Genomic DNA, 23,905 nt, shown 5'->3' with positions numbered 1-23,905 from the left:
GGGTGAGTGTCTGCCTCGACGGCCTGCCCATATCCGATATGTTGCATCTTGAGATTGAAATTCGGCCGGATGACATGATCAAGAAGAAGCCCTCGAAAACCACTCCGTTCAAGGTTGCCAATGCACGTCGCCTGCGCAATGGCAGCACTGATGCGGAGGCGAAGCTTTGGCGCAATCTGTACCGCATTCCCATGGAAGGGACGCATTTCCGTCGTCAGGTGCCAATTGGCAGGTATTTTGTTGATTTCGCCTGCCATCAAATCGGTCTGGTGATCGAGCTCGATGGCGGTCAGCACGCGGAAGACGCCGCAGTCCTATACGATAACGAGCGCACGGCATTTCTCGAAAACCAAGGCTATCAGGTCATCCGTTTCTGGAACCATGAGGTGACGAGCGAGCTGGACGCCGTTCTCGACACGATATTTGCCATTGTGCAGCAGCGCCTAACTTTGCTAGCAGAGGCCGACAATTTTCACCCCACCCCGGCACTGCGTGCCGACCCTCCCCCTCAAGGGGAGGGTGAGTGCGGCACCGTCAGAAGATAAAAAAGAAAGGATGGCCCGATGGATGAGCAATCGAACGGTAGTTCGCTCTGGAACAAGTTCTTCGACACGGATTCGATCGCCGGCACCGGCCGTATCGTCGGCCTGATCGTCGTCTTCGTCGTCATCGGCGGCGGGATCTCCTGGTTTTTCGGCTAGGGCGCACCTGAAATTTTTTCCGGCCCTGTCGGATCGGCGAACTTCGGTTCGTCCTAGTGTCGTACGCTCCATCAATTCAGAAGGATCACGACCATGCCAAGCACTATTCGTCTGCATCGCGTCCTCGCAACCAGCCCGGAAAAGGTCTATCGCGCCTTCATCGAGGCTGACGCACTTGCCAAATGGCTTCCGCCGAACGGCTTCACCTGCACCGTTCACCAGTTCGAGGGAACGGAAGGCGGCAAGTTCAAAATGTCCTTCCGCAATTTCACGACCGGCAATAGCCACTCGTTCGGTGGCGAATACCTGGAACTCGTACCGGGCGAGCGGGTGCGCTATACGGACAGGTTCGACGATCCCAACCTGCCGGGCGAAATGCAGGTAACCGTCATCCTGAAGAAGGTTTCGGTCGGAACCGAGATCGATATCACGCAGGCCGGCGTGCCCGACCTCATTCCCGCCGAAGCCTGCTATCTCGGCTGGCAGGAATCGCTGCGAAACCTGGCGAAGCTTGTCGAGCCGGATATCAACGAATAGCGCATTCTCCAGGACTGCTCCTTCCAAGCGCGGATTCCTCCCTTGGCTCCACGGTCTCTTCGTCATCCCGGCCCTGAGCCGGGATCCAGCCACGCGAAGTCCTTCGCGTGAAAAGACTCTTCCGCGCCGCCGCCGCGGCGCTGCTGGATCCCTGTGACTGATCCTCGGATCAAGTCCGAGAACAGGGATGACGGAGGAGGCGTTTCGCCTTCTCATACGCCCTGGCCACGCCCGGCATGCCGTCGTGGTTTGGATTAGGATCGGACGGGGCGCTGAAAGCTGCCTCGTAAGTTTTAGTTTAGGTGACACCTCTCAGCGCCCCGTTCGGCGGTTTATGCCCGCGACTTCGATCTCTCTGCCGTGGCCGCGCAAGGGACATTAAGGCGAAGAACTTGCCGTTTTTAGGCCGAACCCTCTCGCCACCCATTCACTGTCGCCACCATGTGTGCCGCACAGGCACGCCCGGCGCGCTTTTTCGGGCATCAAGAGATGATGGGCCGGTCCGAAACCCGTCATCTCTCCCCGTGTCGCCGGAGGGAGACCATTTTCCGCGAACCCGGATCATGAGGTTTTGCGTCTTGCCCTCATGACCCGCGCCGGTTCCGCCTCGCCGGGACGCCTCCCGGTGTATCCGTGACGGAACGGGGAGATTGTAGGCACAGGTTCGGAGAACGGGGATGAAGGGAGGCAAAAATTTCTTTAAGTCGCTGATATAATTGAACGGCTTATCGGGGAACGTCCCCGCCCCTGCGACTTGTCAGCGACGCGCTTCCGTCGCCATTCGCACGGCAAGGCCCGCCAAAACCGTCCCCATCAGCCATCGTTGGATGACGAGCCATGTCGGGCGATTGGCGAGGAAGACCGCAATCGTTCCAGCCGCAATCGCGATCATCGTGTTGACGATGACGCTTATGGAGATCTGCGTCAAACCGAGGACCAGCGATTGGGTCAGCACGCTGCCATGATCCGGGCTTATGAATTGCGGCAGCAACGAGAGATACATGACCGCTATCTTGGGATTGAGCAGATTGGTTAGAAATCCCATCAGGAAAAGCTTACCGGGGCTGTCTTTCGGCAGATCCCTCACCTGAAAGGGAGACCTCCCACCCGGCTTCACCGCCTGCCATGCCAGATAAAGCAGGTAAAGCGCACCTGCGAACCGCAGCGCATCATAGGCATAGGGAACAGCCATGACGATCGCGGTAATCCCGAATGCGGCGCACATCATGTAGAAAACGAAGCCAAGGGCAACGCCGCCCAGGGATATCAGCCCCGCTGTGCGGCCCTGGCAAATGGACCTTGAAATCAGATAGACCATGTTCGGGCCGGGTGTCAGCACCATGCCCAGTGCAATCAAAGCAAAAGCAAGCAGACTGGTTGTTTCCGGCACGAACGAAGCCCCTCTTTTGATCCTGTTTACAGGACCGCTTTCGAAACGTCACTGGATCGATTGCTCGGGCTTCGCCGTCGCTGCCCCGGCCCTTCGCTTTGGCTCAGGGCGTTCGGTCCTCGAAACGATTCACTGGATCGTTTCGTCGGCTACGCCGACCGGACCTCACCCCACAAATGCCCGCTCGATGACGAATTCGCCCGGCTTGTTGTTGGCGCCTTCGTTAAGGCCGGCCTTTTCAAGCAGTTCCTTGGTGTCCTTCAGCATGGCCGAAGAACCGCAGATCATGCCGCGGTCGATCGCCGGATCGAGCGGCGGAACGCCGAGATCGGTGAAGAGCTTGCCGTTTTCGATCAGGTCCGTGATGCGGCCCTGGAAGGGATAATCCTCGCGGGTCACGGTCGGATAATGCTTGAGCTTGTCGCCGACGATTTCAGACAGGAACTCGTGGTTCCGGATCTCTTCCATCAGGTCGAAGCCGTATTTCAGCTCCGCCACTTCGCGGCAGGTATGGGTGAGGATCACCTCGTCGAATTTTTCGTAGGTTTCCGGATCGCGGATGAGGCTTGCAAACGGCGCGATCCCGGTGCCGGTCGAAAACATGTAGAGACGCTTGCCGGGGGTCAGCGCATCGAGCACCAGCGTGCCGGTCGGCTTCTTGCGCATCAGAACCGTGTCGCCCGCCTTGATCTTCTGGAGATGCGAGGTCAGCGGCCCGTCCGGCACCTTGATCGAGAAGAATTCCAGCTCCTCGTCCCAGGCGGGGCTTGCCACCGAATAGGCGCGGTAGATCGGCTTTTCGCCGACCATCAGGCCGATCATCGCGAACTCGCCCGAACGGAAGCGGAATGCGTCGGGTCGGGTCATCCGGAAGCGGAACAGGTGCTCGGTGTAATGCTCGACGTCAAGCACCGTCTCGGCATAGACGCCGTCCGGGATCTTCGCCGCTACGAAATCTTCATTCTTTGCTGGAGCGTTCATGCCTGGTCCGTCTTGGTCTTTTTGGGTTCGCGACAAGCGAATTATACCATGCGAGGCCGCTTTTGAAGGCATCACAATGCCTTTGTCGCCGCCTCGCGCAAAATATGTGCCTCATTCTCCGGTTTTTGAAGAGGCCAGCCCAGTTTAACCGGCAGCCGCGGCCTTTCGCCGCCAGCTATAGGCCTGCTGGCCTTCGGCTGGCCGCGCCGTAGGCTGATAGTGGACGGCGATCCCCGGCAGGCGGCCCTCTTCCAGCCGCTTCAGCGCGGTTTCGTTCTTCACGGCGAAGCTGTCTATCCCCACCCGCAGCATCAGCGGGATCTGGTCAATCAGCACATCACCGACCGCGCGAAGCTCGTTGCGATAGCCGAGCCGCTCGCGCAGCAGCGAGGCATGGCTGAACGCCCGGCCGTCGTTGAAGGCGGGGAAGGCCACCGCGACGATCTCGAGGCGATAGAGATAGGGTTCGAGCTTGCGCACGTCGTCGGCGGGCTTGACCAGCACGCCGAGCCCGACATCGTTGCTTTCCTCTGCCCTGGCGATCAGCTCATCGAGCGGCAGCAGCACTTTCTGCTCTTCCGTCGCCTTCAGCTCCTCGGTTTCGATCACCCAGGGATCGTTTTCGACGAAGCCGGTTTCTCTCCATATCTTCGTCATCATGCCGCCTCCGCCTTGGCATCGCCATAGAGCGCGTCCTTGAAAGGCTGCGGCCCGACGCGGCGATAGGCATCGAGAAAGATCTCATCCTTCGAGAGGCGAAGGCTGAGATAGGTGTCGACGATGGTCTCGATCGCGTCCGTCACCCGCTCGGGCTCGAAGCCGCGGCCGATGATCTCGCCGATCGAGGTATTCTCGTCGCCGGAACCGCCGAGCGTGATCTGGTAGAGCTCGGCCCCCTTCTTCTCGACACCCAAGAGGCCGATATGGCCGACATGATGGTGGCCGCAGGCATTGATGCAGCCGGAAATCTTGATCTTCAGCTCGCCGATCTCTGCCTGCCGCTCCGGCGAACCGAAGCGGGTGGAGATTTCCTGCGCGACGGGGATCGAACGGGCGTTCGCCAGCGCGCAGTAGTCGAGCCCAGGACAGGCGATGATATCGGTGATGAGCCCGGCATTGGCGGTCGCCAGCCCCTGCGCCACCAGCGCGCGATAGACCGGCTCGAGATCGGCAAGCGCCACATGCGGCAGGATGACGTTCTGCTCGTGGCTGATGCGGATTTCGTCGAAAGCATATTCCTCGGCGATATCGGCGATCGCATCCATCTGCTCATGCGTGGCATCGCCCGGAATGCCGCCGATGGGCTTGAGCGAAATCGTCACCATGCCGTAGTCGGGATGCTTGTGCGGCTGCACGTTCTGGCTCACCCAGCGGGCAAAAGCCTCGTCGGTCTTCTTCCAGCCGGCGAGCTGCGCCCAGCCTTCGGCGCGATCGGCCAGCGCCGGAGGCGCGAAATAGGCGCCGATCGCCTGGACATCGGCTTCCGGCAGCTTGAGTTCGGTGCCCTGCAGATGGACGAATTCCTCCTCGACCTGGCGGGTCAGCTCTTCGACGCCGGTCTCGTGCACGAGGATCTTGATGCGCGCCTTGTACTTGTTGTCGCGCCGGCCATAAAGATTGTACACGCGCATGATGGCGGTGATGTAGGAAAGCAGATCCTCTTCCGGCAGAAAATCGCGGATCTTCTTGGCAACAAGCGGCGTACGCCCCTGCCCGCCGCCCACATAGACGGCAAAACCGAGTTCGCCGGCCTCGTTCTTCTTCAGATGCAGGCCGATGTCATGCACCTGGATCGCGGCGCGGTCGCGCTCCGCACCGGTGACGGCGATCTTGAACTTGCGCGGCAGGAAGGAAAATTCCGGGTGGACGGAGGACCACTGGCGCAGGATTTCCGCATAGGGACGCGGATCGGCGACCTCATCGGCCGCAGCACCGGCGAAATGGTCGGCGGTGACGTTGCGAATGCAGTTGCCGGATGTCTGCAGTGCGTGCATCTCGACGGTCGCAAGCTCGGCCAGGATATCCGGCGTATCGGAAAGCTTCGGCCAATTGTACTGGATGTTCTGGCGGGTGGTGAAATGGCCATAGCCGCGGTCGTATTTGCGCGCGATATGCGCCAGCATCCGCATCTGCTTCGCGTTCAGCGTGCCATAGGGTATCGCGACGCGCAGCATATAGGCGTGCAGTTGAAGATAGACCCCGTTCATCAGGCGCAGAGGCTTGAAGGCATCTTCCTCCAGCTCGCCGGAAAGGCGGCGCGCCACCTGATCGCGGAACTGCTCCACGCGGCTCGTTACAAAAGCGTGGTCGAATTCGTCGTAACGGTACATGATTTCCTCAGACTGCGATGAATGCCGGATCGGCGGGGCGGAAGCCGGCGGCATATTCCATGGTCGGGCCCTGGGCCCGAATGCGCTCGCGCAGGCGAAGCGGCCAGATCTGCCCGCCGGCTTCCTGCACCTCGATGACGTTCACATCCACGACGCGATTGGCGGCGAAATCGCGCTTGCCGATCGCTTCCAGGGAGGCGATGGCCTCCGGATGGCGCGCAATCAGTGCGTCCTGCAGCTTCTCCGTCCACTGGCCGTTCGCATCGAGCCAGACGGCGATGCCGTCGGACAGGCGGTTGGCGGTCAGAACCTTGTCGGTCATCCTCTCATTCCCACTTCCTCGCGAGCCTTCGCATGTTCGGCCTTGAATGCCGAAAGCGGCTCGGACTTCTCGAAATTCGCACCGGCGACAGCCTCGCCGATAATCACCATTACCGGGCCGGAGAGATCCTCCCGCGCCTCGAGATCGGGCAGCTCCCGCAGAACGCCATGGAAAAGCCGCCGGTCGGCGCGGCTGGCATTCTCGACCACCGCAACGGTCGTTTCAGGCGCAAGCCCGGCTCCCATCAGCCGCTCGGCGACGGAGGCGGCGACCGTGCGCCCCATATAGACGGCAATCGTCGCGCCGGAAACGGCAAGGCTCGCCCAATCCGGCAGGACGTCGCCGGCAAGGTCATGGCCGGTGGTGAAGATCAACGACGAAGCGACACCGCGCAGCGTCAGCGGCAGGTCGAAATCGGCGGCGGCGGCGAAGGCCGAAGTAATGCCCGGCACGATCTCGTAGGTGACGCCCGCCTCGCGCAAAGCCGCCATTTCCTCGCCGGCGCGGCCATAAACCAGCGGATCGCCGGATTTCAGGCGAACGACGCGCTTGCCCTGGCGGCCAAGCTCGACCAGCAGCCGGTTGATCTCATCCTGGGACTTCGAATGGCAGTTCTTGCGCTTGCCGACGGAAAGGCGTTCCGCGTCGCGGCGGCCCATATCGACGATCGCCTGCGGCACGAGCGCGTCATAGACGATCGCATCGGCCTCCATCAAAACGCGCTGGGCGCGCAGCGTCAGCAGGTCTTCCGCGCCAGGACCCGCGCCCACCAGCCAGACATGGCCTTCGGCGCGGCCGGAACCCGAAAGCAGCGCATTGGCCGAGCGGCGAGCACCGGCCAGATCGTTCGCATCCACTGCGCCTGCGACATCGCCGGAGAAGAAGCGGCGCCAGAAGATGCGGCGCGAGACGCCACGCGGCACCAGCCGCTCGGCTGCGTCGCGATATTCGGCGGCAAGGCCTGCAAGCCGGCCGAGAGAGGGCGACAGCATCTGATCGATGCGGGCGCGGATCATCTGCGCGAGAACCGGTCCGGCACCCTCGGTGCCGATGGCGACCGCCACCGGCGCACGGTTCACCAGTGCCGGCGTGTAGAAATCGCAAAATTCCGGCTGGTCGACGGCATTTGCGGGAATTTTCCTCGCCCGGGCGGCAAGAACGATGTCGCGATCGAGGGCCGCATCGCCGGTCGCGGCGAACACGAGAGCGGCATTTTCCACCTGTTCGGGAGAGAATTCGGCCGCGACGATCTCGATACCCTGCCCTGACAGGAAAACGGCATAATCCGCTTCCGGATCAGATGCATAGGCGACGATCTTCGCATCCGTGTTCAACAGAAGCCGGACCTTCGCAAAGGCTTCGTCGCCATTCCCGAACACGGAAACCCTCTTGCCGCTGACGCGGAAGAAGGCGGGAAAGACCGAAAGGCGCTCGGATTTGTTGAACATGCGGACATCCTGATCCATGCGCGCACCCTACCCTGAAGACGGCTGCAAGATGAAGAAACGGATATGCCAAGAGATTGCACCTACAGCATTTTCCTTCTCGCAAGCGCGCGATCTGGAGTAAAAGCCACCGCATGGCGGAAATCTGGCCCTTTCCACCGGGGTTTATGGGGGAATCGCAATTTTCGCCTTCCGCCATCAACCTCGTCCGCCTAGACTGCAACGCACAATCCGGAAGCTGAACATCGATGACGATTGCCGCCCGCCTGCTCGACGTGATCGAGCACGATATCCTGCCTTTGACCCATCGGGGCGTCGCCGCCGGCAACAAGGTTTTCGGCGCCGCGATCCTTAAGAAATCCGACCTTTCGCTGGTGATCGCCGAGACCAACAACGAACTCGAAAACCCGCTCTGGCACGGCGAAGTCCATGCCCTCAAGCGGTTCCACGAAACGACTCCCGGCATCCCGACCAAGGATCTGATCTTCCTTTCGACCCACGAGCCCTGCACGATGTGCATGTCGGCGATCACCTGGGCCGGTTTCGACAATTTCTACTATTTCTTCAGCCATGAGGATTCGCGCGATGCCTTCGCGATCCCCCACGACCTCAAGATATTAAAGGAAGTCTTCGGCCTGGAGCCCGGCGGCTATCGGCGCACGAACGCGTTCTGGCATTCTTATGCGCTTGCCGACCTCGTCGAGGCCGAAAGCGAGCCGCGGCGCACGGAGCTGAAGACGCAGGTGGCGCGCATCAGAGCGGCCTATGACGGACTTTCCGGCATTTATCAGTCCGGCAAGGACGATAACAAAATCCCTCTCGCCTGAGATCAGGACACGATCATGGAAGCATCCAAGGATATTTCGCGGCTGATCGAGATCATGGCGGCGCTCCGCACGCCGGGCACCGGCTGCCCCTGGGATCTCGAGCAGAATTTCTCGACGATCAAGCCCTATACGATCGAGGAAGCCTATGAGGTCGCCGACGCGATCGAGCGCAACGACATGGACGATCTCTGCGAGGAATTGGGCGATCTTCTGCTGCAGGTCGTGTTCCACGCCCGCATGGCCGAGGAGGCGGGAGAGTTTTCCTTCGGAAACGTCGTCGAGGCGATCACCAGGAAGATGATCCGCCGGCATCCGCATGTCTTCGCGGTTTCGGATGCCGCGACCCCGGACGCGGTGAAGGTGCAGTGGGATGCGGTGAAGGCCGAGGAAAAGCGCGAGCGCGCCGAAAGGCGGGCCAAGCGTGCCCTCGGGTCAAGCCCGAGGGTGACGGAGGATTTCAATGCGGGCTTTCTCGGCAGCGTCCACCGCAGCCAGCCGGCGCTGACCGAGGCGGTGAAGCTCCAGCAACGGGCCGCCAAGGTGGGGTTCGACTGGTCGGAGGCGGAACCCATTCTCGACAAGATCGAGGAGGAGATCGGCGAACTTCGCGAGGCGCTGCACAGCGGCAGCCAGGACAAGGTGGCCGACGAACTCGGCGATCTCATCTTCGCACTCGTCAATATCGGCCGGCATGTGAAGGCCGATCCGGAAGAAGCTCTCCGCAGCACGAATACGAAGTTCCGGCGGCGTTTCAACTATATAGAAACGTCTCTTCAACAATCGAATGAGACATTGGAGGCCGCCACGCTGGAGCGCATGGAAGAGCTCTGGCAGGCGGCCAAGGCGATCGAGCGGCAGATCGGCTGAGCATTCCCGCTGGCGCTTGCCTTGCCGGAACCCGACGATATCTATTTTTGATCGATCCGGATCGGGAGAATGGCATGCAGGAAGATAGCGCTCGGCTGGGCGCCCGCACGGCGCGGGCGACAGTGCTTTTCATCGTCTTTCTCGCCATCCTGATATTCGTCACGGCCGGAACGCTGAACTATTGGCAAGGCTGGCTCTATCTCGCAAACTTCACGTTCTGGATCGCTGTCACCGGCTGGTATGTGGTGACCTACGATCCCGCGCTGGCCGCAAGGCGGATGAGATCGGGGCCGACGGCGGAAACCGAACCGGCGCAGAAACGCATTCAGGCCTTCAACAGCGTCGTCATGATAGCGCTCTACCTGGTGTCCTGCCTGGACTACCGGTTTTCCTGGTCGTCGGTGCCGACGGCGATCGTCATCCTCGGCAATATCTTCACGGCGCTAGGTTTCATCGGCTGCCTGATCGTCTTCCGGCAGAATTCCTATGCGGCGGCGACCGTTGGCGTGCAGGCCGGGCAGACCGTCGTTTCCGACGGCCTCTACGGCATCGTGCGGCACCCGATGTACAGCGCAGCACTACTCCTCTTCGCCGGCACGCCGCTTGCTCTCGGATCGTACTGGGGACTGCTGCCGGTGCTTTTCATCGTCGGCGGACTGGTGGCCCGGCTGCTGGACGAGGAGAAACACCTGCGCCTGAATCTGGCGGGATACGCAGCCTATTGCGAGAAGGTGCGATACCGGCTGATCCCGCTGCTCTACTAGTTCGCCGTGTTCAGCGCGCTGCAGTTCCGAGCGCTGCGGCGAGTAGATCGGCCAGGCCGCGCCCGGCGCTGCCGTCCTCATCAAGGCGCGGATTGTAGATAGTGATCTCGATGCCGACTGCCTTGCCGCTCGCCAGGGCAACCCGAAGCGCGGCCCTGAGCTCGTCCCACGACAACCCGCCCGGCACGCGGAAATCGACAGCCGGCATGATGGCGTCGTCGAGGCAGTCTGCGTCGAGATGGATGAAGAAGCCGTCCAGCTCCTCACGCGTCAGGTGGTCGACCGCTTCGCGCGCGGCGGCCTCGATGCCCATCGCGCGCACGGCGAGAAGGTCGAGCGCCTTGAGCTCTTCGGGGAGCGGCTGGCTTCCGTACTCCTCCTGATCCTTGTGATCGCGATACGCGAACGCGACGGCGTCTTCGGGGCGGACCAGAGGAGCGCGGCCTTCGATGTCGGTCAAGAGCGACGGGCCGTGGCCGGTCACGAAGGCGAGGTCCATCGAGGCACCCTCGCCATTGGGTTCCGCCTCGGGCTGGAAGAAATCGGCGTTGCCGTCGATGAAGAACAGGCCGTGGCGGCCGCGCCGTCGAAACGCGAGCATCGAGCCCAGCAGGATCGTGCAATCGCCGCCCAGCACCACCGGAAACTCGCGAGCGTCAAGCACCGCTTCCACGGCGTCGGCGAGCTTGGGCGACCACGCCGCAATTGCCCCGGCATTCAGGACGCCGGTCTCGGGATCGGGCTTAGGGTCCTTCGGAGGCACCGCCAGTCGCTCGGCGCGGCGCGCATGGATACGCTCCGCAAGACCGAGATCCAGGAGCTGGCCGGACAAGCGCTCCACACCGTCCGTCGCCAAGCCCAGCGTAGACGGGGCTTCGACAATTGCATAGGGAAGGGTCGGCATGCGCACCTCCGTCAGCGGCTATTTTGCGGAGCCCGGCTTCGTCCCGTAACGGCAGCTTCTGGTAATTGTTCCCTCAAAGCCGAGTGTCGTTTGTCCACCCATCTCAGCCGTGCGCGTTTATGGGCTCGCGGCAAGGACAGCAACCTATACCGTCCGCTCTCCGGTGATGCGCCTCTGCAGATGGTTCTCGAAGAAGCGGTTGAGCGCCCTTCTTGTGGGTTTCTCGACAAGGTAGAAACTCGTCAATGCGGCCAGGACGCCAGCCAGGAGCAGCAGAAGCGTCGGAGCCGTGTCGGCCCGGTAAAGCTTGTAGAACGGCTGCTGCCAGAGATAGAGCGAATACGACCACAGCCCCGCATAGGTGAGCACCCTGGTCGACAGGAACTTCTTGAAAACCGGCGCGGCGCTGTCGATCGTGGTGATCGAAAGCGCAAGCATGGATGTCGACAGGCCGAACGAGAGGGTGTGATCGGGCAGCATCTTCGCCACCACCGCGACCAGCAGCGCCGCCGGGGACAGCCACCACGGGCTTCGGCGCCCGCGGAGAATCAGCCAAAGGCCGCCGGCCATGAATATGCCCGCGACCGACACGTCGCTGCGCCAATGGGTGTAGAGGACACTCGCGCCGAGTTCCGTCCGGACGATGCCGTTCAGCATTGCCGCAGCGCCGAGCGCGACCACCAGGGCGCCGACCGGAAACAACCAGCGGCGGTGTAGAAACGCGATTCCCGCCAGGAGAATATAGGCATGCTCCTCGACGCAGAGCGACCATAGGTGATCAAACAATGCCACCGTATGGGTATAGATCATCGCGTAGTTGATCGTGAACGTCAAAGCAAGCAGCGCCGCCACGGGACCGTGCGACAACTCCGTACCCTGAAAGAAAAGCGTGGTGATGACTACAAACGCAAGGAGAGCCGGGTAAATTCGCGAAAAACGCCTGAAGAAGAAAGTAGGCAATTCTGCTCGCTTCACGAACAGTATTTCCGACATCAATCGCCCCGATAAAACGAAGAACAGATCGACGCCGAATGTACTAATACCAGGCTTGAATTCGTCCAGCCAGAAATGGCCTAATATTACGAAGAGTACCGCTATACCGCGCCAGCCATCCAGATAGGCAAGATGCGTTCCGGTTTCTTCACGCGGCTGATTTTGTACCATGCGAATACCATAATTGCCGGCCCCGCAACGATACTGCAAAATTCCCGGCCGTCGTCAACGCTTCATTTTGCACTGCAAAAAACCGGCAATATCATGACGCGGCACGGCAGACGGCTCCGGCCATTGATGCCAGCCGCGGCGCGGACGGAAGTCCTAGCGCTCCCAGTCTTCCTTGGCGGGTTTGGGGCCGTTGCCGAGCCGGCGCTCCAGTTCCGCGGCCTGGCGCTCGGTCAGCCGGACGTCGAGCGTCACCGAACCGTCCTCGTTATCCTGGCGATCGTCCACCACGGCGTCGCTGTAGATCCAGGAAACCAGGGAAAGCTTGTCCGCCGGAATGGTGATCGTGGTCTCGGTCAGCACGCCCGAAAGCCGCCTGGCGATCTCCTGCATCAACGCGTCGATGCCCTCGCCCGAAATGGCGGAAACCGCCATCACGTTCTCTCGGGCACCGGCCTTTTCCGTGATCGCCTCGTGGGTTTCGGGATCGAGCTTGTCGACCTTGTTCCACACCTCGATGATGCGCTCGGCTCCTTCCTTTTCGCCGATGCCGAGATCGGCGAGAATGCGAAGCACGTCGCCCGCCTGGGCGGCATTGTCCGGATCGGACATATCGCGCACATGCAGGATGAGGTCCGCCTCCAGCACCTCTTCGAGCGTCGCGCGGAAGGCGGCGACGAGATGCGTCGGCAGGTCCGAGATGAAGCCGACCGTATCGGACAGGATGACGGTCCGCCCATGCGGCAGCTTCATGCGGCGCAGCGTCGGGTCGAGCGTAGCGAAGAGCATGTCCTCGGCAAGCACCCCCGCGCCGGTGATGCGGTTGAAGAGAGTCGATTTTCCGGCGTTCGTGTAGCCCACCAGCGCCACGATCGGGTGCGGCACCTTGCGGCGCTTGGCGCGATGGAGCTGGCGGGTGCGAACGACCTGCTCCAGCTCGCGCTCGAGGCGAACGATTCGGTCCTGCAGGAGCCGGCGGTCGGCCTCGATCTGTGTTTCGCCGGGGCCGCCCATGAAGCCCGCGCCGCCGCGCTGGCGTTCGAGGTGAGTCCAGCTCCGCACGAGCCGGCCCTTCTGGTAGTTGAGATGGGCGAGATCGACCTGCAGCGTGCCTTCCTTGGTGGAAGCCCGGCGGCCGAAGATTTCGAGGATGAGGCCCGTCCGGTCGATGACCTTGGCGTTCCATTCCTTTTCGAGATTGCGCTGCTGCACCGGCGTCAGCGGATGATCGACGATGACGAGACCGGCATCATGCTCGTCGAGCAGCGCCTTGATCTCTTCGATCTTGCCGGTGCCGATGAGGGTTGCCGGACGCGGCTGGCCGACCGACACGATCATGCCCTCGGTGATCGTCAGATCGATCGCCTTGGCAAGCCCAACCGCCTCTTCCAGACGCGCCTCGTTGGAGCGCTGGGGAGCGGGCATGGCATCCCCCTGCCCGGCCCGCGGCTTGCCCTGTTTCAGGACAGGCACGACGACGGCCGCACGCATGTCGTCCCGGTGACGCTTGGTCTCCGGGATCATCGAATCGTTCGAGGTATCGCGAATGACTATCTCTACCTGTCCTTAAGCCGCGTTCTCTTCGGTTTCGAACATCTGCAGGGGCTGGCCCGGCATGATGGTCGAAATCGCATGCTTATACACCAGCTGAGAATGGCCGTCACGGCGAAGAAGGACACAGAAATTGTCGAAAGAGGTTACGACACCGGTCAGCTTTACGCCGTTGATCAGGAAAATCGTGAGAGAGATCTTCTGCTTGCGAACTGTATTGAGAAATAAATCCTGCAGGTTCTGAGAACGTTCCGCCATAGCGCCGCTTCTTTCTTTTTTGCCGGCCGACGAGGACCGGGAGTGATCACGCTTTTAGAGACGGGTGGGAATGCCTCGTGCTTCCCCTTCCCCCCGGATGCCTTGGTTATCAAATCGCTGTCTTCTCCGCAACTTCGAAAAAGGCGTCGCGGATGCCCTGGGAAACGCCCCCCGGATGGCCGTTCGCGATGGGTCTGCCATCCACTTCGACGATGGGAACGCAAATGCCCGTCGCGGAGGTGAAGAACACTTCGCGCGCCGACATCATCTCCTCGACGGAGAACTCCCGCTCGACATATCGCAGCCCGAGCTTATCGGCCACGTCCATGGCCGTGGTGCGGGTGATTCCCTTGAGAATGCCGTGTTCGGCCGGCCTTGTGACCAGAACGCCATCGGCATCGACGATCCAGACATTGGAGGAAGCGCCCTCCATCACGATGCCCGCGGCATCGATAAAGATGGCGTCCTGCGCGCCGGCATCCTTCGCCTGCTGCTTGGCGAGCACGTTCGGCAGCAAGCCGACGGTCTTGATGTCGACCCGATCCCAGCGGTTCTCCGGAACCGTGATGACCTTGATGCCGGTCGCATATTTGCGGGCGGCGACCGAAGGATCGGTGCTCTTGGCGGTGATCGTCAGCGTCGGCGGGGTCGTCTCGGCGGGGAAATAATGGTCGCGCCGCGCAACCCCGCGGGTTACCTGCAGATAGAAGATGCCGTTCCTCACCCGGTTGCGCCTCAGAACCTCGCGGAGGACGAAGGTGAGCGCCGCACGGCCCATGGGCGACGCCATGCGCAGTTCGCGCAGGGAGCGGTCGAGGCGATCGAGATGCCGCGTCAGGTCGACGATGAAGCCGTTGCGGACCTCGCAGACCTCGTAGACGCCATCGGCGAACTGGAAACCGCGATCCTCCACATGCACGGCAGCTTCCGAATGCTGCACATACCGGCCGTTGACATACGCAATCCTCGACATGGACTTTCCTTGCTCGAAATCTGTCAGAAATATTGGATGGAAACGCGAAACAGCTGCTCGACATCGCGAACGGCCTCGGGAACGGCGAAGAGGACGACCCGGTCGCGCGATTTGATCTTCGTATCGCCGCTCGGGCGGAGCACCTCGCCGCCCCGGTAGATCGCGCCGATGCGGATGCCGTCGGGCAGATCGAGTTCGCGGAACGGCCTTCCGACGAGCGGAGAGGTTTCCAGCGCCTCGGCCTCTATCACCTCGCCCGTGCCCTGCTGCACCGAATAGACGGAGCGGATGCGCCCCTTGCGGACATGCTGGAGAACGCGCGAGATCGTGACGGCGCGCGGATTGATCTGCGCGTCTATGCCGAGCGAATCCGTCACCTTGTTGAGGGAGGAACTGTTGATCAGCACCAAGTTCGACTTGCAGCCATTGGCCTTGGCCATGACCGCCGAGAGGATGTTGATCTGGTCGCTGTTGGTCAGCGTCACCATCAGGTCGGCTTCCTGAATATCCGCCTGGGCGAGGATATGCTGGTCGAGGGCCGAACCGTGCAGCACGATCGTGTTGCGCAACTGCTCCGAGATCGCAAGCGCGCGCTCACGATTGCTCTCAATGATCTTGATGCGCGTGCGCGGCTGGTGCTCCTCGATCGTGCGGGCGACGTAATAGCCGATATTGCCGCCGCCGGCGATGATGATGCGGCCGGCCTCCTGCTCCTCATGCCCGAAGAGGCCGAGCGTGCGCCGCACATGCTCTCGCTGGGCGATCACATAGGCAAGATCGCCCACCTGGAGCTGATCGGCGGAGCGGGGGATGAGCACGCGGCCGTTGCGATAGATGCCCACCACGGTCGCCATCAGATCCGGAAAGAGCTGCGAAAGCTGCTGGAGCGGCGTGTTGACGACCGGGCAATCCTCCATGCATTCGATCGCCACCATCGAGATACGGTCGTCCGCGAACCGCACGACATCGGTGGCACCCGGAAAGGAGATGCGCCTGAGCACCATCTTGCCGACCTCGATCTCCGGCGAGATCGTGACGTCGATCGCCATGTTCTGGCGGCTGAAGAGATCGGCATATTCCGGCTGCAGATAGTTCTGCGCGCGAATGCGGGCGATCTTGGTCGGCACGCTGAAAAGCGCATGCGCCACCTCGCAGGCGACGATATTGACTTCGTCGTGCAGCGTGACCGCGATGATCATGTCGGCGTCTTCCGCGCCCGCCTTGGCAAGCACGTCCGGATGCGCGCCATGGCCCACATAGCCGCGCACATCCAGCGTCTCGGTGATCACGTTGATCAGCGAAGCCTCGGTGTCGATCACCGAAACGTCGTTGTCCTCCTGCGACAGGCGCTCGGCGATGCCGTAGCCCACCTGCCCCGCTCCGCAAATTATGACTTTCATGACTGGACTTTCATCGGATGACGCCGCCCGGAGGACTCAAGGATACGGGCCCTTATACGCCAAGCGATTTCAGTTTGCGATGCAGCGCGGAGCGCTCCATGCCGACGAATTCGGCCGTGCGGGAGATATTGCCGCCGAACCGGTTGATCTGGGCGATGAGATAATCGCGCTCGAACATCTCGCGCGCCTCGCGAAGCGGCAGCGTCATGATGTGATAATCCCCCTTGGCGGAAACCTTGGGCAGCATGTCGCCGAGATCGGTGGGCAGCATGTCGGCGGAAATGGCGGTATCGGGACCATCCGAGCGGGCGAGAATCATCAGCCGCTCGATATTGTTGCGCAGCTGGCGGATATTGCCCGGCCAGTCATGCGCCTGCAGAACGGCAAGCGCATCCTCGCCGATCTTGCGCGGACGGATGCCCGCCTGCTCGGAAATCTGGCGCATGAACATGTCGATGAGGAAGGGAATGTCCTCCCGCCGCTCGGCGAGCGCCGGCACCTTGACCGGCACCACAGCGAGCCGATGATAGAGGTCCTCGCGGAAGGAGCCCTCGGCGATCAGGCTCTCCAGATTGTAGGCGGTCGACGAGATGATGCGCACGTCCACCTTCACGCGCTTGGAACCGCCGACACGCTCGAACTGCTGGTCGACCAGCACCCGCAGGATCTTGTTCTGGGTCTCGCGCGGCATTTCGCCCACTTCGTCGAGATAGAGAATGCCGCGATGGGCCTCCTCCAGCGCGCCGATCTTGCGCGGCTGGCCGGGAGCGCCTTCCGTGCCGAACAGCGCGACCTCCATCCGGTCCGGGGTGATGGTGGCAGCATTCAGCGCCACGAAGGGACCGCCTGCGCGGGAAGACTTCTTGTGGATCATCCGGGCGACGAGCTCCTTGCCGGCTCCGGACGGCCCGAAAATCATGATGCGGCTGTTGGTGGGCGCAACCTTGTCGATCGTCTGGCGAAGCTGCGAGACGGCGACCGACGTGCCGACGAGCTCCGCCGCATCGCCGGCGCGCTTCTTGAGCTCGCTGACCTCGCGCTTGAGCTTGGAATTTTCCAGCGCCCGCTCGGCGATCAGGATCAGCCGGTCCGCCTTGAACGGCTTCTCGATGAAATCGAAGGCGCCGCGCTTGATCGCCGAAACGGCGGTCTCGATATTGCCGTGACCGGAGATCATCACCACCGGCATTTCCGGATGGCGGCTCTTGATCTCGTCCAGCAAGGCCAGACCGTCGAGCTTGGAGCCCTGCATCCAGATATCCAGGAATACGAGCCGCGGCGCACGGTCCGAAATGGCGGCAAGCGCGCTGTCGCTGTCGTAGGCGGTGCGCGTTTCGTGCCCTTCGTCGGACAGAATGCCGGAAACGATCTCGCGGATATCCGCCTCGTCATCCACGACCAGAATATCAGACGCCATATGCCACTTCCTTGTTATTGTCGGTTCCGGGCGCGGCCGCATGCGCGACATGCGGCAGCAGCACCCTGATCATGGCCCCGCGGCCATGATCGAAATCGGCGGGCGCATCGTGCAGTTCGAGCTGCCCGCCATGTTCCTCGATGATCTTCTTGACGATCGCGAGCCCGAGGCCCGTGCCCTTCTCGCGCATGGTCATATAGGGTTCCAGGATCCGGTGCCGGTTCTCGGTCGGAAGGCCGCTGCCGTTGTCGACGACATCGACCACGAAAAGATCGCGGTTGTGATCGAAGCGGGCGCGCGCGAGCACCTTGCGCCCGTCGCGCTCCTGATCGCTGGGAACCGCCTCGATCGCCTCTACCGCGTTCTTCACCAGATTGCCGAAAGCCTGGCCGAGCATGCGTGCATCGAACATGCCGATCAGCGGCTCCTCGCCGAGATCCTTGAAGAAGTCGATATGGGTGGTTCCCATCTCCCTCAGGAAGACCGCGTCCCGCAGGATATCCCTGAGGTCGGCCTCCTCCTTGGCGGGCTTGGGCATGCGGGCAAAGGAGGAAAATTCATCGACCATGCGGCCGATATCGCCCACCTGACGCACGATCGTATCGGTGCACTGGTCGAAGACGGCACGGTCGCTCTCGTCGATCTGCTTGCCGTAGCGCCGCTTCAGACGTTCGGCGGAAAGCTGGATCGGCGTCAGCGGGTTCTTGATCTCGTGCGCGATGCGGCGCGCCACGTCCGCCCAGGCGGTGGAGCGCTGGGCGATGACGAGATCGGTGATGTCGTCGAGGGTGATGACGTAGGAATCGTTCGGCGAGCGCTGCTCCTCGCGCGTCACCTGCACGGAAAGCGTCCGCTCCTTGCCGCCGCGCATCAAATTCACCTGCTTGCTGAATTCGCCGCGGGCGCGCGCCGCCGCTTCCGTCAGGACCTGGTCGATCTCGGGCGCGACGTCCTGCAACCGCTCGCCCACCAGCTTATCGGCCGGCAGGCCGAGGAATTCCTCCGCCGAAGGGTTGGCGATGGTGATACGGCGATCGTCCTCCACGCCGATCACGGCGGCGGTCACGCCCGAAAGCACCGCCTCGATGAAGCGGCGGCGATCGTCCACCTCGTCCTTGGCCTCGAGGATTTCGTCGTGCTGGCCGCGGATTTCCGAAATCATCTTGTTGAAGGTGCGCGAGAGGTTCCCGACGTCGCCATCGGCGGCGCGCACCGGCACCACCACGTCCAGATTGCCGGTCGCCACGCTGTCGGCCGCGCTGATCAGCAGGCGGATCGGCCGGACGATCCGGTCGGCGACCGCGATGGCGGCCCAGATCGCGGCAAGAAGCACGATCAGCGCAAAACCGAGATAGAGCACCGCGAAGGCGAGCTGCAGCGAGGTCCGGCCGGCCTGCATGGCCTGGTACTCGACCGTGTTCTCCTCCATGAGCCGCATCGCCGACATCACCTTCGGATCGACGGCCCGGATCGTATAAAGAAGCGTGCCGGAAATTCCGTCGAGCTTGATGACCGCGCCGACGAGATTGGTGACGCCGGGCGGGATGAGCGTCGGCTGGCCCTTGGCGGCACTTTGCAGCGCATCCTGAGGGATCGCCGGAAGCGGCCGCTCCGTCTTGATATCGGCCTGCGCGACCGCCTGCCCGTCGTCACGCACGAGGAAGGCCCCGAGCATTCCGCGCCCGCGCGCCTGGCGGGTCATCAGCTCGATGAAGCCGGTACGGTCGAGATAGAACATCGCCCTGTTGCGTTCCAGGTCGTTGCCCATGGAGGCTGTCTGCCCCTGAAGGTAGCTCGCATTCTCGAGCTGGTAGGCGCGCGCCACATCCAGCGACGAGCGGACGATCGCCTGGGTTCGCAGCGAAAACCAGCGGTCGAGACCGACATTGAGCGTAAGGCTCGCGAAGATCGCGACCAGCACGGCCGGCGTGATGGCGACGATGGAGAACAGGACGACGATGCGCACGTGAAGGCGTGCGGCCGCCCGCCCCTTGGCCCGTGCCTTCACGAGACGCGAGACCTCGCGGCCGATCAGGTACATCAGCCCCAGGATGAAGAAGGAATTGAGGACGGCGGAAGCGATCACCACATTCGTGGTGGGCGCGATCGGGGTGAGCCCGAGCAGCACGAAGAGCGTGAGCATCGCGCAGATGAGCGCGCCGCCGCCAAGCAGAAGCCCCGGCAGAGCGAAGGAGGCTCTCCGGTCCTGTACGGCCCCTGACGGCTCCTCGTCAGCCATCGGCGCGGTCGCACGCTGCGTCATTGAATAAACTCCGATCTCCCCGTTCCTCGCGGAATCATTTCATCGGGTGAAACGAACGCCGTTCGAGGAAGTCGCCGGTCTGCCGCCACCGGAAATTCCAAGTCCGCCATGCGTGACCTTTAAGCAACGCATTGTGGCGAAAATGCAACGAATTCCGAGCAGGTGTCAAGCGGAGCTCAGCTCGCGCGGGAGCTGCGGTAGACCGATACGCCGAGTTCGCGGATCTTTTTCCTCAACGTATTGCGATTGAGGCCGAGGAGATCGGCCGCCTTGATCTGGTTACCGCGGGTTGCGGTGAGCGCCGCGAGAATCAGCGGGTATTCCATTTCCGTCAGCACGCGGTCGTAGAGGCCCGGAGGCGGCAGGTTATCGCCGAAGCCCGCGAAATAGGTCCGCATGTTTTCCTCCACCGCCTGGGCGATGGTGAGCGAGCCCGAGCGGGCGCCCATCTTGTCGATCGGGCTGTCCGGCACGTCCGCACGCAATTCCGCCTCGATGATCTCGCGGCCGATCACATCCTGGGGATAGAGCGCCATGAGGCGGCGCACGAGGTTTTCGAGTTCGCGGACATTGCCGGGCCAGGCATAGGACTTCATCAGGTCGAGCGCCTCGATATCGAAACGCTTGGGATCCAGGCCTTCCTTCTCACCCATCTGGATGAAGTGGCGGACGAGATCGCCAATGTCCTCGGCACGGTCGCGAAGCGGCGGCAGCCGCAGCGGCACGACGTTCAGCCGGTAATAGAGGTCTTCGCGGAACAGCCCCTGATTTATGAGCTGCTTCAGGTCCTTGTTGGTGGCGGCGACGATGCGCACATCGGTGCGGATCGGCGTGCGTCCGCCGACGGTCGTGTATTCGCCCTGCTGCAGGACGCGAAGAAGGCGCGTCTGGGCATCCATCGGCATGTCGCCGATTTCGTCGAGGAAGAGCGTGCCGCCCTCGGCCTGCTCGAAACGGCCGGTCGAACGGTTCTGCGCGCCGGTGAAGGCGCCCTTCTCGTGACCGAAGAGTTCCGATTCGATGAGGTCACGCGGAATTGCCGCCATGTTGATGGCGACGAACGGCCCGTTCCGGCGCTTGCCGTAATCGTGCAGGGCGCGGGCGACGAGTTCCTTGCCGGTGCCCGATTCACCGGTGATCATCAGCGTCAGGTCGGTCTGCATGAGGCGCGCCAGCACGCGGTAGATTTCCTGCATGGCGGCGGAACGGCCGACGAGCGGCATGCCGTCCTGCATCTCGTCATCCAGCCGCGCCGGCTTGCGCTTCGGCTCAGCGAGCGCCCGCCCGATGATGGCGATCAGCTCCGTCAGATCGAAAGGCTTCGGGAGATAGTCGTAAGCCCCCTTCTCCGATGCCTTGATGGCGGTCATGAAGGTGTTCTGCGCGCTCATGACCAGAACCGGCAATTCCGGCCGCGACTTCTTGATGCGCGGCAAGAGATCGAAGGCGTTCTCGTCCGGCATCACCACATCGGTCACCACCAGATCGCCCTCGCCCGCGGAAATCCACCGCCAGAGGGTGGCGGCATTGGACGTGATCCGCACGTCATAGCCGGCGCGGGTCAGCGCCTGGTTCAGTACGGTGCGGATGGCCGCGTCGTCGTCGGCGACAAGGATCGTGGCAGTCATATAGCAGTTCCTGTGGTGTTCAGGGGTCGGCCTTCGAGGCTGTCTTCCCTATGCATGGGCATCAGAACGCGGAAGATGGTGCGGCGGGCCTGGCTGTCGCATTCGACAATGCCGCCATGCCCGCCGATGATCTTGGCCACGAGCGCGAGCCCGAGGCCGGAACCGTTGGTCTTGGTGGTGATGAAGGGATCGAACAAATGCGGCAACAGGTCTGGCGGGACGCCCGGTCCGTTGTCGATGACGCAGAATTCGAGCGGCAGGGAAATCTTTTCGCGCGTACCCGCAACCGAAAGGCGGATGCCCGGCCTGTAAGCCGTCGTCAGCATGATTTCGCCGTCCTGCTGATCCCCGACCGCTTCCGCGGCATTCTTGATGAGGTTCAGGAATACCTGCACGAGCTGGTCCCGGTTGGCGTAGACCGGCGGCAACGACGGATCGTAAAGCTCGGAAATCTTGATGTCGCGCGCAAAGCCCGCCTTGGCGACCGCCTTCACGTGATCGAGCACGGAATGGATGTTGAGCGGCACCCGATCCACCGGGCGCTCGTCGGAAAACACCTCCATCCGGTCCACCAGCGAGACGATGCGGTCGGTCTCGTCGCAGATGAGCCGCGTCAGCGCACGGTCCTCGTCGGCCACCGAGGTTTCCAGCAGTTGCGCGGCGCCGCGAATGCCCGAAAGCGGGTTCTTGATCTCGTGCGCCAGCATCGAAGCCAGCCCCGTGACCGAACGCGCGGCGGCGCGATGGGTGAGCTGCCGGTCGATCTTGTCGGCCATCGAGCGCTCCTGGAAGACCACCACGACCGATCCGGGTTCGCTGACGACCGGCGCGACGTAGAGATCGACCAGTTTTTCCTGGCCAAGCCGTGGCGATGACAGATCGACGCGATATTCGTTGACCGGCGCCTTGCGCTCGCGCACCTGGTCGATCAGCGCCAGAAGCGGGCTGCCGAAGGGAATGAAGGTGGAAATCTTCTGCTTGGCCAGATGCGGGGCGCTGGCGCCGAAAAAGGCCTCCGCCTCCCAGTTGGCGAAAGCGACCCGGCCCGCGGCATCCACCAGAATGACCGGATTCTGCACGGAATTGAGGACGGCCATGGCAAGGCCGTCCGCCTGGACGGACGACTTCGTCATGCGGCCTCCCTGCGGGCAAGATCAGCCGTCTGGCTCAGCGCCGAGACCATGCGCCGGGTCACCTCGGCGGGCTCTTTCGACACCATGATCGCCGCTTTCTCATCGACCGGCAGGTCCGGAGCGAAGCGGTCCAGATACCAGCCGAGATGTTTGCGCGCATGGCGAAGGCCGGCTTCGCGGCCGTAGAATTCGAGCATCATTTCGTAATGTTCCGCAGCGAGCGCGGCAATCCCTTCACGGTCCGGGCCCAGGTGGCCGGCAAGGACGCCGACATGCCAGGGCCGGCCCTGCGCGCCGCGCCCGACCATGACCGCATCTGCGCCGGAGCGCCTCAGAATATCCTCGGCATCCGCCGGCGTTTCCACGTCCCCATTGGCGACAAGCGGAATGGAAACCGCATCGCGGACGAGGCGGATGGCATCCCAGTCAGCGCGGCCTTCATAGAACTGCATGCGGGTGCGGCCGTGAATGGTGACGAGCTGGATACCCGCCTCCTCGGCGCGCCGCGCGATCTCCGGCGCGTTGATGGAGTTTTCGTCCCAGCCGAGCCGCATCTTGAGCGTCACCGGCACGTTCACGGCCTTCACCGTCGCTTCGATCAACGAAAGCGCATGGTCGGGATCGCGCATCAGCGCGGAGCCGGAATAGCCGCCCGTCACCTTCTTCGCCGGGCACCCCATGTTGATATCGACGATATCGGCACCGTTATCGACGGCGATCCTGGCGGCCTCGGCCATCCATTGCGCCTCGCGTCCGGCGAGCTGCACCATGTGCGGCGTCATACCGGCATTTTTCAGCCGCGCCCAGGATTCGCCGCGGTTCAGTACGAGCTCGCGGCTCGCGACCATCTCGGTCACGACGAGCCCTGCCCCGAAGCGCCAGGCAAGCTGTCTGAAGGGCAGATCGGTGACGCCGGACATCGGGGCCAGCACGACACGGTTGCGGATGGCGACCGGTCCAATCCGGAAAGGCTTGGCGAGATCTTGAAAAAGCAAATGATGATCTTTCGGGCACATAGAATTTCTGCACTATTTTTATTCAGCTTGCAGGCGT

At 62.5% G+C, this 23,905-nt stretch carries 23 protein-coding genes; 6 read left to right on the top strand and 17 right to left on the bottom strand.

The window, feature by feature from the left end; all coding sequences use genetic code 11:
- Nucleotides 1-74 precede the first annotated feature (74 nt).
- The 3 genes from ACE04I_RS20575 to ACE04I_RS20565 all read left to right on the top strand — a co-directional run bounded on the left by ACE04I_RS20575 (nucleotide 75) and on the right by ACE04I_RS20565 (nucleotide 1,238).
- Nucleotides 75-545 carry an endonuclease domain-containing protein gene (locus tag ACE04I_RS20575; protein ID WP_487207556.1) on the top strand — a complete coding sequence of 157 codons (471 nt, stop codon included), beginning with the start codon at nucleotides 75-77 and terminating at the stop codon, nucleotides 543-545.
- An 18-nt stretch (nucleotides 546-563) separates the two neighbouring features.
- Entirely contained in the window at nucleotides 564-701 is a 138-nt protein-coding gene (locus ACE04I_RS20570) for a hypothetical protein (protein ID WP_156176904.1), read from the top strand.
- A gap of 93 nt (nucleotides 702-794) precedes the next feature.
- The gene (locus tag ACE04I_RS20565) at nucleotides 795-1,238 is read left to right on the top strand and encodes an SRPBCC family protein (protein WP_046792203.1); all 444 of its coding nucleotides are present in this window, start codon (nucleotides 795-797) and stop codon (nucleotides 1,236-1,238) included.
- A 757-nt stretch (nucleotides 1,239-1,995) separates the two neighbouring features.
- On the opposite strand, the gene ACE04I_RS20560 is transcribed toward ACE04I_RS20565, so the two are convergent.
- The 6 genes from ACE04I_RS20560 to cysG form a co-directional block, all read right to left on the bottom strand.
- Nucleotides 1,996-2,628, bottom strand: a complete 633-nt coding sequence (locus ACE04I_RS20560) for a LysE family translocator (protein WP_046792202.1) — start codon at nucleotides 2,626-2,628, stop codon at nucleotides 1,996-1,998.
- Nucleotides 2,629-2,793: 165 nt separating this feature from the next.
- On the bottom strand, nucleotides 2,794-3,609 hold the full coding sequence (locus ACE04I_RS20555; RefSeq protein WP_046792201.1) for a ferredoxin--NADP reductase: 816 nt from the start codon (nucleotides 3,607-3,609) through the stop codon (nucleotides 2,794-2,796).
- 144 nt (nucleotides 3,610-3,753) lie between these two features.
- Nucleotides 3,754-4,266 (bottom strand): DUF934 domain-containing protein, encoded by a 513-nt coding sequence (locus tag ACE04I_RS20550; protein ID WP_046792958.1) that lies wholly within the window; start codon nucleotides 4,264-4,266, stop codon nucleotides 3,754-3,756.
- Nucleotides 4,266-5,939: a nitrite/sulfite reductase gene (locus ACE04I_RS20545; protein WP_046792200.1), complete on the bottom strand. Its 1,674-nt coding sequence runs from the start codon at nucleotides 5,937-5,939 to the stop codon at nucleotides 4,266-4,268. The genes ACE04I_RS20550 and ACE04I_RS20545 overlap by 1 nt, the downstream gene beginning before the upstream one ends.
- 7 nt (nucleotides 5,940-5,946) lie before the next feature.
- Nucleotides 5,947-6,261 (bottom strand): DUF2849 domain-containing protein, encoded by a 315-nt coding sequence (locus tag ACE04I_RS20540; RefSeq protein WP_046792199.1) that lies wholly within the window; start codon nucleotides 6,259-6,261, stop codon nucleotides 5,947-5,949.
- The gene (cysG, locus tag ACE04I_RS20535) at nucleotides 6,258-7,709 is read right to left on the bottom strand and encodes a siroheme synthase CysG (RefSeq protein ID WP_046792198.1); all 1,452 of its coding nucleotides are present in this window, start codon (nucleotides 7,707-7,709) and stop codon (nucleotides 6,258-6,260) included. Before cysG ends, ACE04I_RS20540 begins: the two co-directional genes overlap by 4 nt.
- Before the next feature lie 245 nt (nucleotides 7,710-7,954).
- Here cysG and ACE04I_RS20530 point away from each other — a divergent pair, with 245 nt between their 5' ends.
- The 3 genes from ACE04I_RS20530 to ACE04I_RS20520 all read left to right on the top strand — a co-directional run bounded on the left by ACE04I_RS20530 (nucleotide 7,955) and on the right by ACE04I_RS20520 (nucleotide 10,164).
- Entirely contained in the window at nucleotides 7,955-8,533 is a 579-nt protein-coding gene (locus tag ACE04I_RS20530; protein WP_487207555.1) for a deaminase, read from the top strand.
- A 15-nt stretch (nucleotides 8,534-8,548) separates the two neighbouring features.
- Nucleotides 8,549-9,400 (top strand): nucleoside triphosphate pyrophosphohydrolase, encoded by an 852-nt coding sequence (gene mazG / locus ACE04I_RS20525; protein WP_046792196.1) that lies wholly within the window; start codon nucleotides 8,549-8,551, stop codon nucleotides 9,398-9,400.
- A 74-nt stretch (nucleotides 9,401-9,474) separates the two neighbouring features.
- The gene (locus ACE04I_RS20520) at nucleotides 9,475-10,164 is read left to right on the top strand and encodes a methyltransferase family protein (protein WP_052760309.1); all 690 of its coding nucleotides are present in this window, start codon (nucleotides 9,475-9,477) and stop codon (nucleotides 10,162-10,164) included.
- A 10-nt stretch (nucleotides 10,165-10,174) separates the two neighbouring features.
- Here ACE04I_RS20520 and ACE04I_RS20515 read toward each other — a convergent pair whose 3' ends face one another.
- From ACE04I_RS20515 to dusB, 11 genes are all read right to left on the bottom strand, one after another.
- Complete coding sequence (locus ACE04I_RS20515; RefSeq protein WP_046792195.1) at nucleotides 10,175-11,068, bottom strand: arginase family protein; 894 nt, start codon at nucleotides 11,066-11,068, stop codon at nucleotides 10,175-10,177.
- A gap of 144 nt (nucleotides 11,069-11,212) precedes the next feature.
- The gene (locus tag ACE04I_RS20510) at nucleotides 11,213-12,232 is read right to left on the bottom strand and encodes an acyltransferase family protein (protein ID WP_046792194.1); all 1,020 of its coding nucleotides are present in this window, start codon (nucleotides 12,230-12,232) and stop codon (nucleotides 11,213-11,215) included.
- A 153-nt stretch (nucleotides 12,233-12,385) separates the two neighbouring features.
- Nucleotides 12,386-13,753, bottom strand: a complete 1,368-nt coding sequence (gene hflX, locus ACE04I_RS20505; protein ID WP_487207554.1) for a GTPase HflX — start codon at nucleotides 13,751-13,753, stop codon at nucleotides 12,386-12,388.
- A gap of 42 nt (nucleotides 13,754-13,795) precedes the next feature.
- Nucleotides 13,796-14,038, bottom strand: coding sequence for an RNA chaperone Hfq (gene hfq / locus ACE04I_RS20500; RefSeq protein ID WP_046792193.1), 243 nt, complete (start codon nucleotides 14,036-14,038; stop codon nucleotides 13,796-13,798).
- Between the two features lie 109 nt (nucleotides 14,039-14,147).
- Nucleotides 14,148-15,011, bottom strand: coding sequence for a D-amino-acid transaminase (locus ACE04I_RS20495; protein ID WP_046792192.1), 864 nt, complete (start codon nucleotides 15,009-15,011; stop codon nucleotides 14,148-14,150).
- A 23-nt stretch (nucleotides 15,012-15,034) separates the two neighbouring features.
- On the bottom strand, nucleotides 15,035-16,411 hold the full coding sequence (trkA, locus tag ACE04I_RS20490) for a Trk system potassium transporter TrkA (RefSeq protein WP_046792191.1): 1,377 nt from the start codon (nucleotides 16,409-16,411) through the stop codon (nucleotides 15,035-15,037).
- Nucleotides 16,412-16,463: 52 nt separating this feature from the next.
- Entirely contained in the window at nucleotides 16,464-17,828 is a 1,365-nt protein-coding gene (gene ntrX, locus ACE04I_RS20485; RefSeq protein ID WP_046792190.1) for a nitrogen assimilation response regulator NtrX, read from the bottom strand.
- A complete protein-coding gene (locus ACE04I_RS20480; RefSeq protein ID WP_046792189.1) occupies nucleotides 17,818-20,091 on the bottom strand; it encodes a sensor histidine kinase NtrY-like in 2,274 nt (757 codons plus the stop codon). Before ACE04I_RS20480 ends, ntrX begins: the two co-directional genes overlap by 11 nt.
- 176 nt (nucleotides 20,092-20,267) lie before the next feature.
- Nucleotides 20,268-21,719: a nitrogen regulation protein NR(I) gene (gene ntrC / locus ACE04I_RS20475; RefSeq protein ID WP_046792188.1), complete on the bottom strand. Its 1,452-nt coding sequence runs from the start codon at nucleotides 21,717-21,719 to the stop codon at nucleotides 20,268-20,270.
- Nucleotides 21,716-22,852 (bottom strand): two-component system sensor histidine kinase NtrB, encoded by a 1,137-nt coding sequence (locus ACE04I_RS20470; RefSeq protein WP_046792187.1) that lies wholly within the window; start codon nucleotides 22,850-22,852, stop codon nucleotides 21,716-21,718. The genes ntrC and ACE04I_RS20470 overlap by 4 nt, the downstream gene beginning before the upstream one ends.
- Complete coding sequence (gene dusB, locus ACE04I_RS20465; RefSeq protein ID WP_046792186.1) at nucleotides 22,849-23,868, bottom strand: tRNA dihydrouridine synthase DusB; 1,020 nt, start codon at nucleotides 23,866-23,868, stop codon at nucleotides 22,849-22,851. Before dusB ends, ACE04I_RS20470 begins: the two co-directional genes overlap by 4 nt.
- Nucleotides 23,869-23,905 lie beyond the last annotated feature (37 nt).

The organism is Rhizobium moroccans, assembly GCF_057559155.1.
The sequence above is the reverse complement of the archived record's forward strand: the minus strand, read 5'-3'. Positions and strand labels throughout refer to the sequence as shown.

What these genes read in the sequence shown, in the direction of transcription:
- ACE04I_RS20570 (WP_156176904.1), top strand. Translation starts at nt 564, where the DNA reads ATGGATGAGCAATCGAACGGTAGTTCGCTCTGGAACAAGTTCTTCGAC.
- dusB (WP_046792186.1), bottom strand. Translation starts at nt 23,868, where the DNA reads ATGTGCCCGAAAGATCATCATTTGCTTTTTCAAGATCTCGCCAAGCCT.
- ACE04I_RS20480 (WP_046792189.1), bottom strand. Translation starts at nt 20,091, where the DNA reads ATGACGCAGCGTGCGACCGCGCCGATGGCTGACGAGGAGCCGTCAGGG.
- ACE04I_RS20545 (WP_046792200.1), bottom strand. Translation starts at nt 5,939, where the DNA reads ATGTACCGTTACGACGAATTCGACCACGCTTTTGTAACGAGCCGCGTG.
- hfq (WP_046792193.1), bottom strand. Translation starts at nt 14,038, where the DNA reads ATGGCGGAACGTTCTCAGAACCTGCAGGATTTATTTCTCAATACAGTT.
- ACE04I_RS20470 (WP_046792187.1), bottom strand. Translation starts at nt 22,852, where the DNA reads ATGACGAAGTCGTCCGTCCAGGCGGACGGCCTTGCCATGGCCGTCCTC.
- mazG (WP_046792196.1), top strand. Translation starts at nt 8,549, where the DNA reads ATGGAAGCATCCAAGGATATTTCGCGGCTGATCGAGATCATGGCGGCG.
- ntrC (WP_046792188.1), bottom strand. Translation starts at nt 21,719, where the DNA reads ATGACTGCCACGATCCTTGTCGCCGACGACGACGCGGCCATCCGCACC.
- ACE04I_RS20565 (WP_046792203.1), top strand. Translation starts at nt 795, where the DNA reads ATGCCAAGCACTATTCGTCTGCATCGCGTCCTCGCAACCAGCCCGGAA.
- ACE04I_RS20540 (WP_046792199.1), bottom strand. Translation starts at nt 6,261, where the DNA reads ATGACCGACAAGGTTCTGACCGCCAACCGCCTGTCCGACGGCATCGCC.
- ACE04I_RS20515 (WP_046792195.1), bottom strand. Translation starts at nt 11,068, where the DNA reads ATGCCGACCCTTCCCTATGCAATTGTCGAAGCCCCGTCTACGCTGGGC.
- ACE04I_RS20520 (WP_052760309.1), top strand. Translation starts at nt 9,475, where the DNA reads ATGCAGGAAGATAGCGCTCGGCTGGGCGCCCGCACGGCGCGGGCGACA.
- cysG (WP_046792198.1), bottom strand. Translation starts at nt 7,709, where the DNA reads ATGTTCAACAAATCCGAGCGCCTTTCGGTCTTTCCCGCCTTCTTCCGC.
- ntrX (WP_046792190.1), bottom strand. Translation starts at nt 17,828, where the DNA reads ATGGCGTCTGATATTCTGGTCGTGGATGACGAGGCGGATATCCGCGAG.
- ACE04I_RS20510 (WP_046792194.1), bottom strand. Translation starts at nt 12,232, where the DNA reads ATGGTACAAAATCAGCCGCGTGAAGAAACCGGAACGCATCTTGCCTAT.
- ACE04I_RS20555 (WP_046792201.1), bottom strand. Translation starts at nt 3,609, where the DNA reads ATGAACGCTCCAGCAAAGAATGAAGATTTCGTAGCGGCGAAGATCCCG.
- ACE04I_RS20575 (WP_487207556.1), top strand. Translation starts at nt 75, where the DNA reads ATGATCAAGAAGAAGCCCTCGAAAACCACTCCGTTCAAGGTTGCCAAT.
- ACE04I_RS20530 (WP_487207555.1), top strand. Translation starts at nt 7,955, where the DNA reads ATGACGATTGCCGCCCGCCTGCTCGACGTGATCGAGCACGATATCCTG.
- trkA (WP_046792191.1), bottom strand. Translation starts at nt 16,411, where the DNA reads ATGAAAGTCATAATTTGCGGAGCGGGGCAGGTGGGCTACGGCATCGCC.
- ACE04I_RS20550 (WP_046792958.1), bottom strand. Translation starts at nt 4,266, where the DNA reads ATGACGAAGATATGGAGAGAAACCGGCTTCGTCGAAAACGATCCCTGG.
- hflX (WP_487207554.1), bottom strand. Translation starts at nt 13,753, where the DNA reads ATGATCCCGGAGACCAAGCGTCACCGGGACGACATGCGTGCGGCCGTC.
- ACE04I_RS20495 (WP_046792192.1), bottom strand. Translation starts at nt 15,011, where the DNA reads ATGTCGAGGATTGCGTATGTCAACGGCCGGTATGTGCAGCATTCGGAA.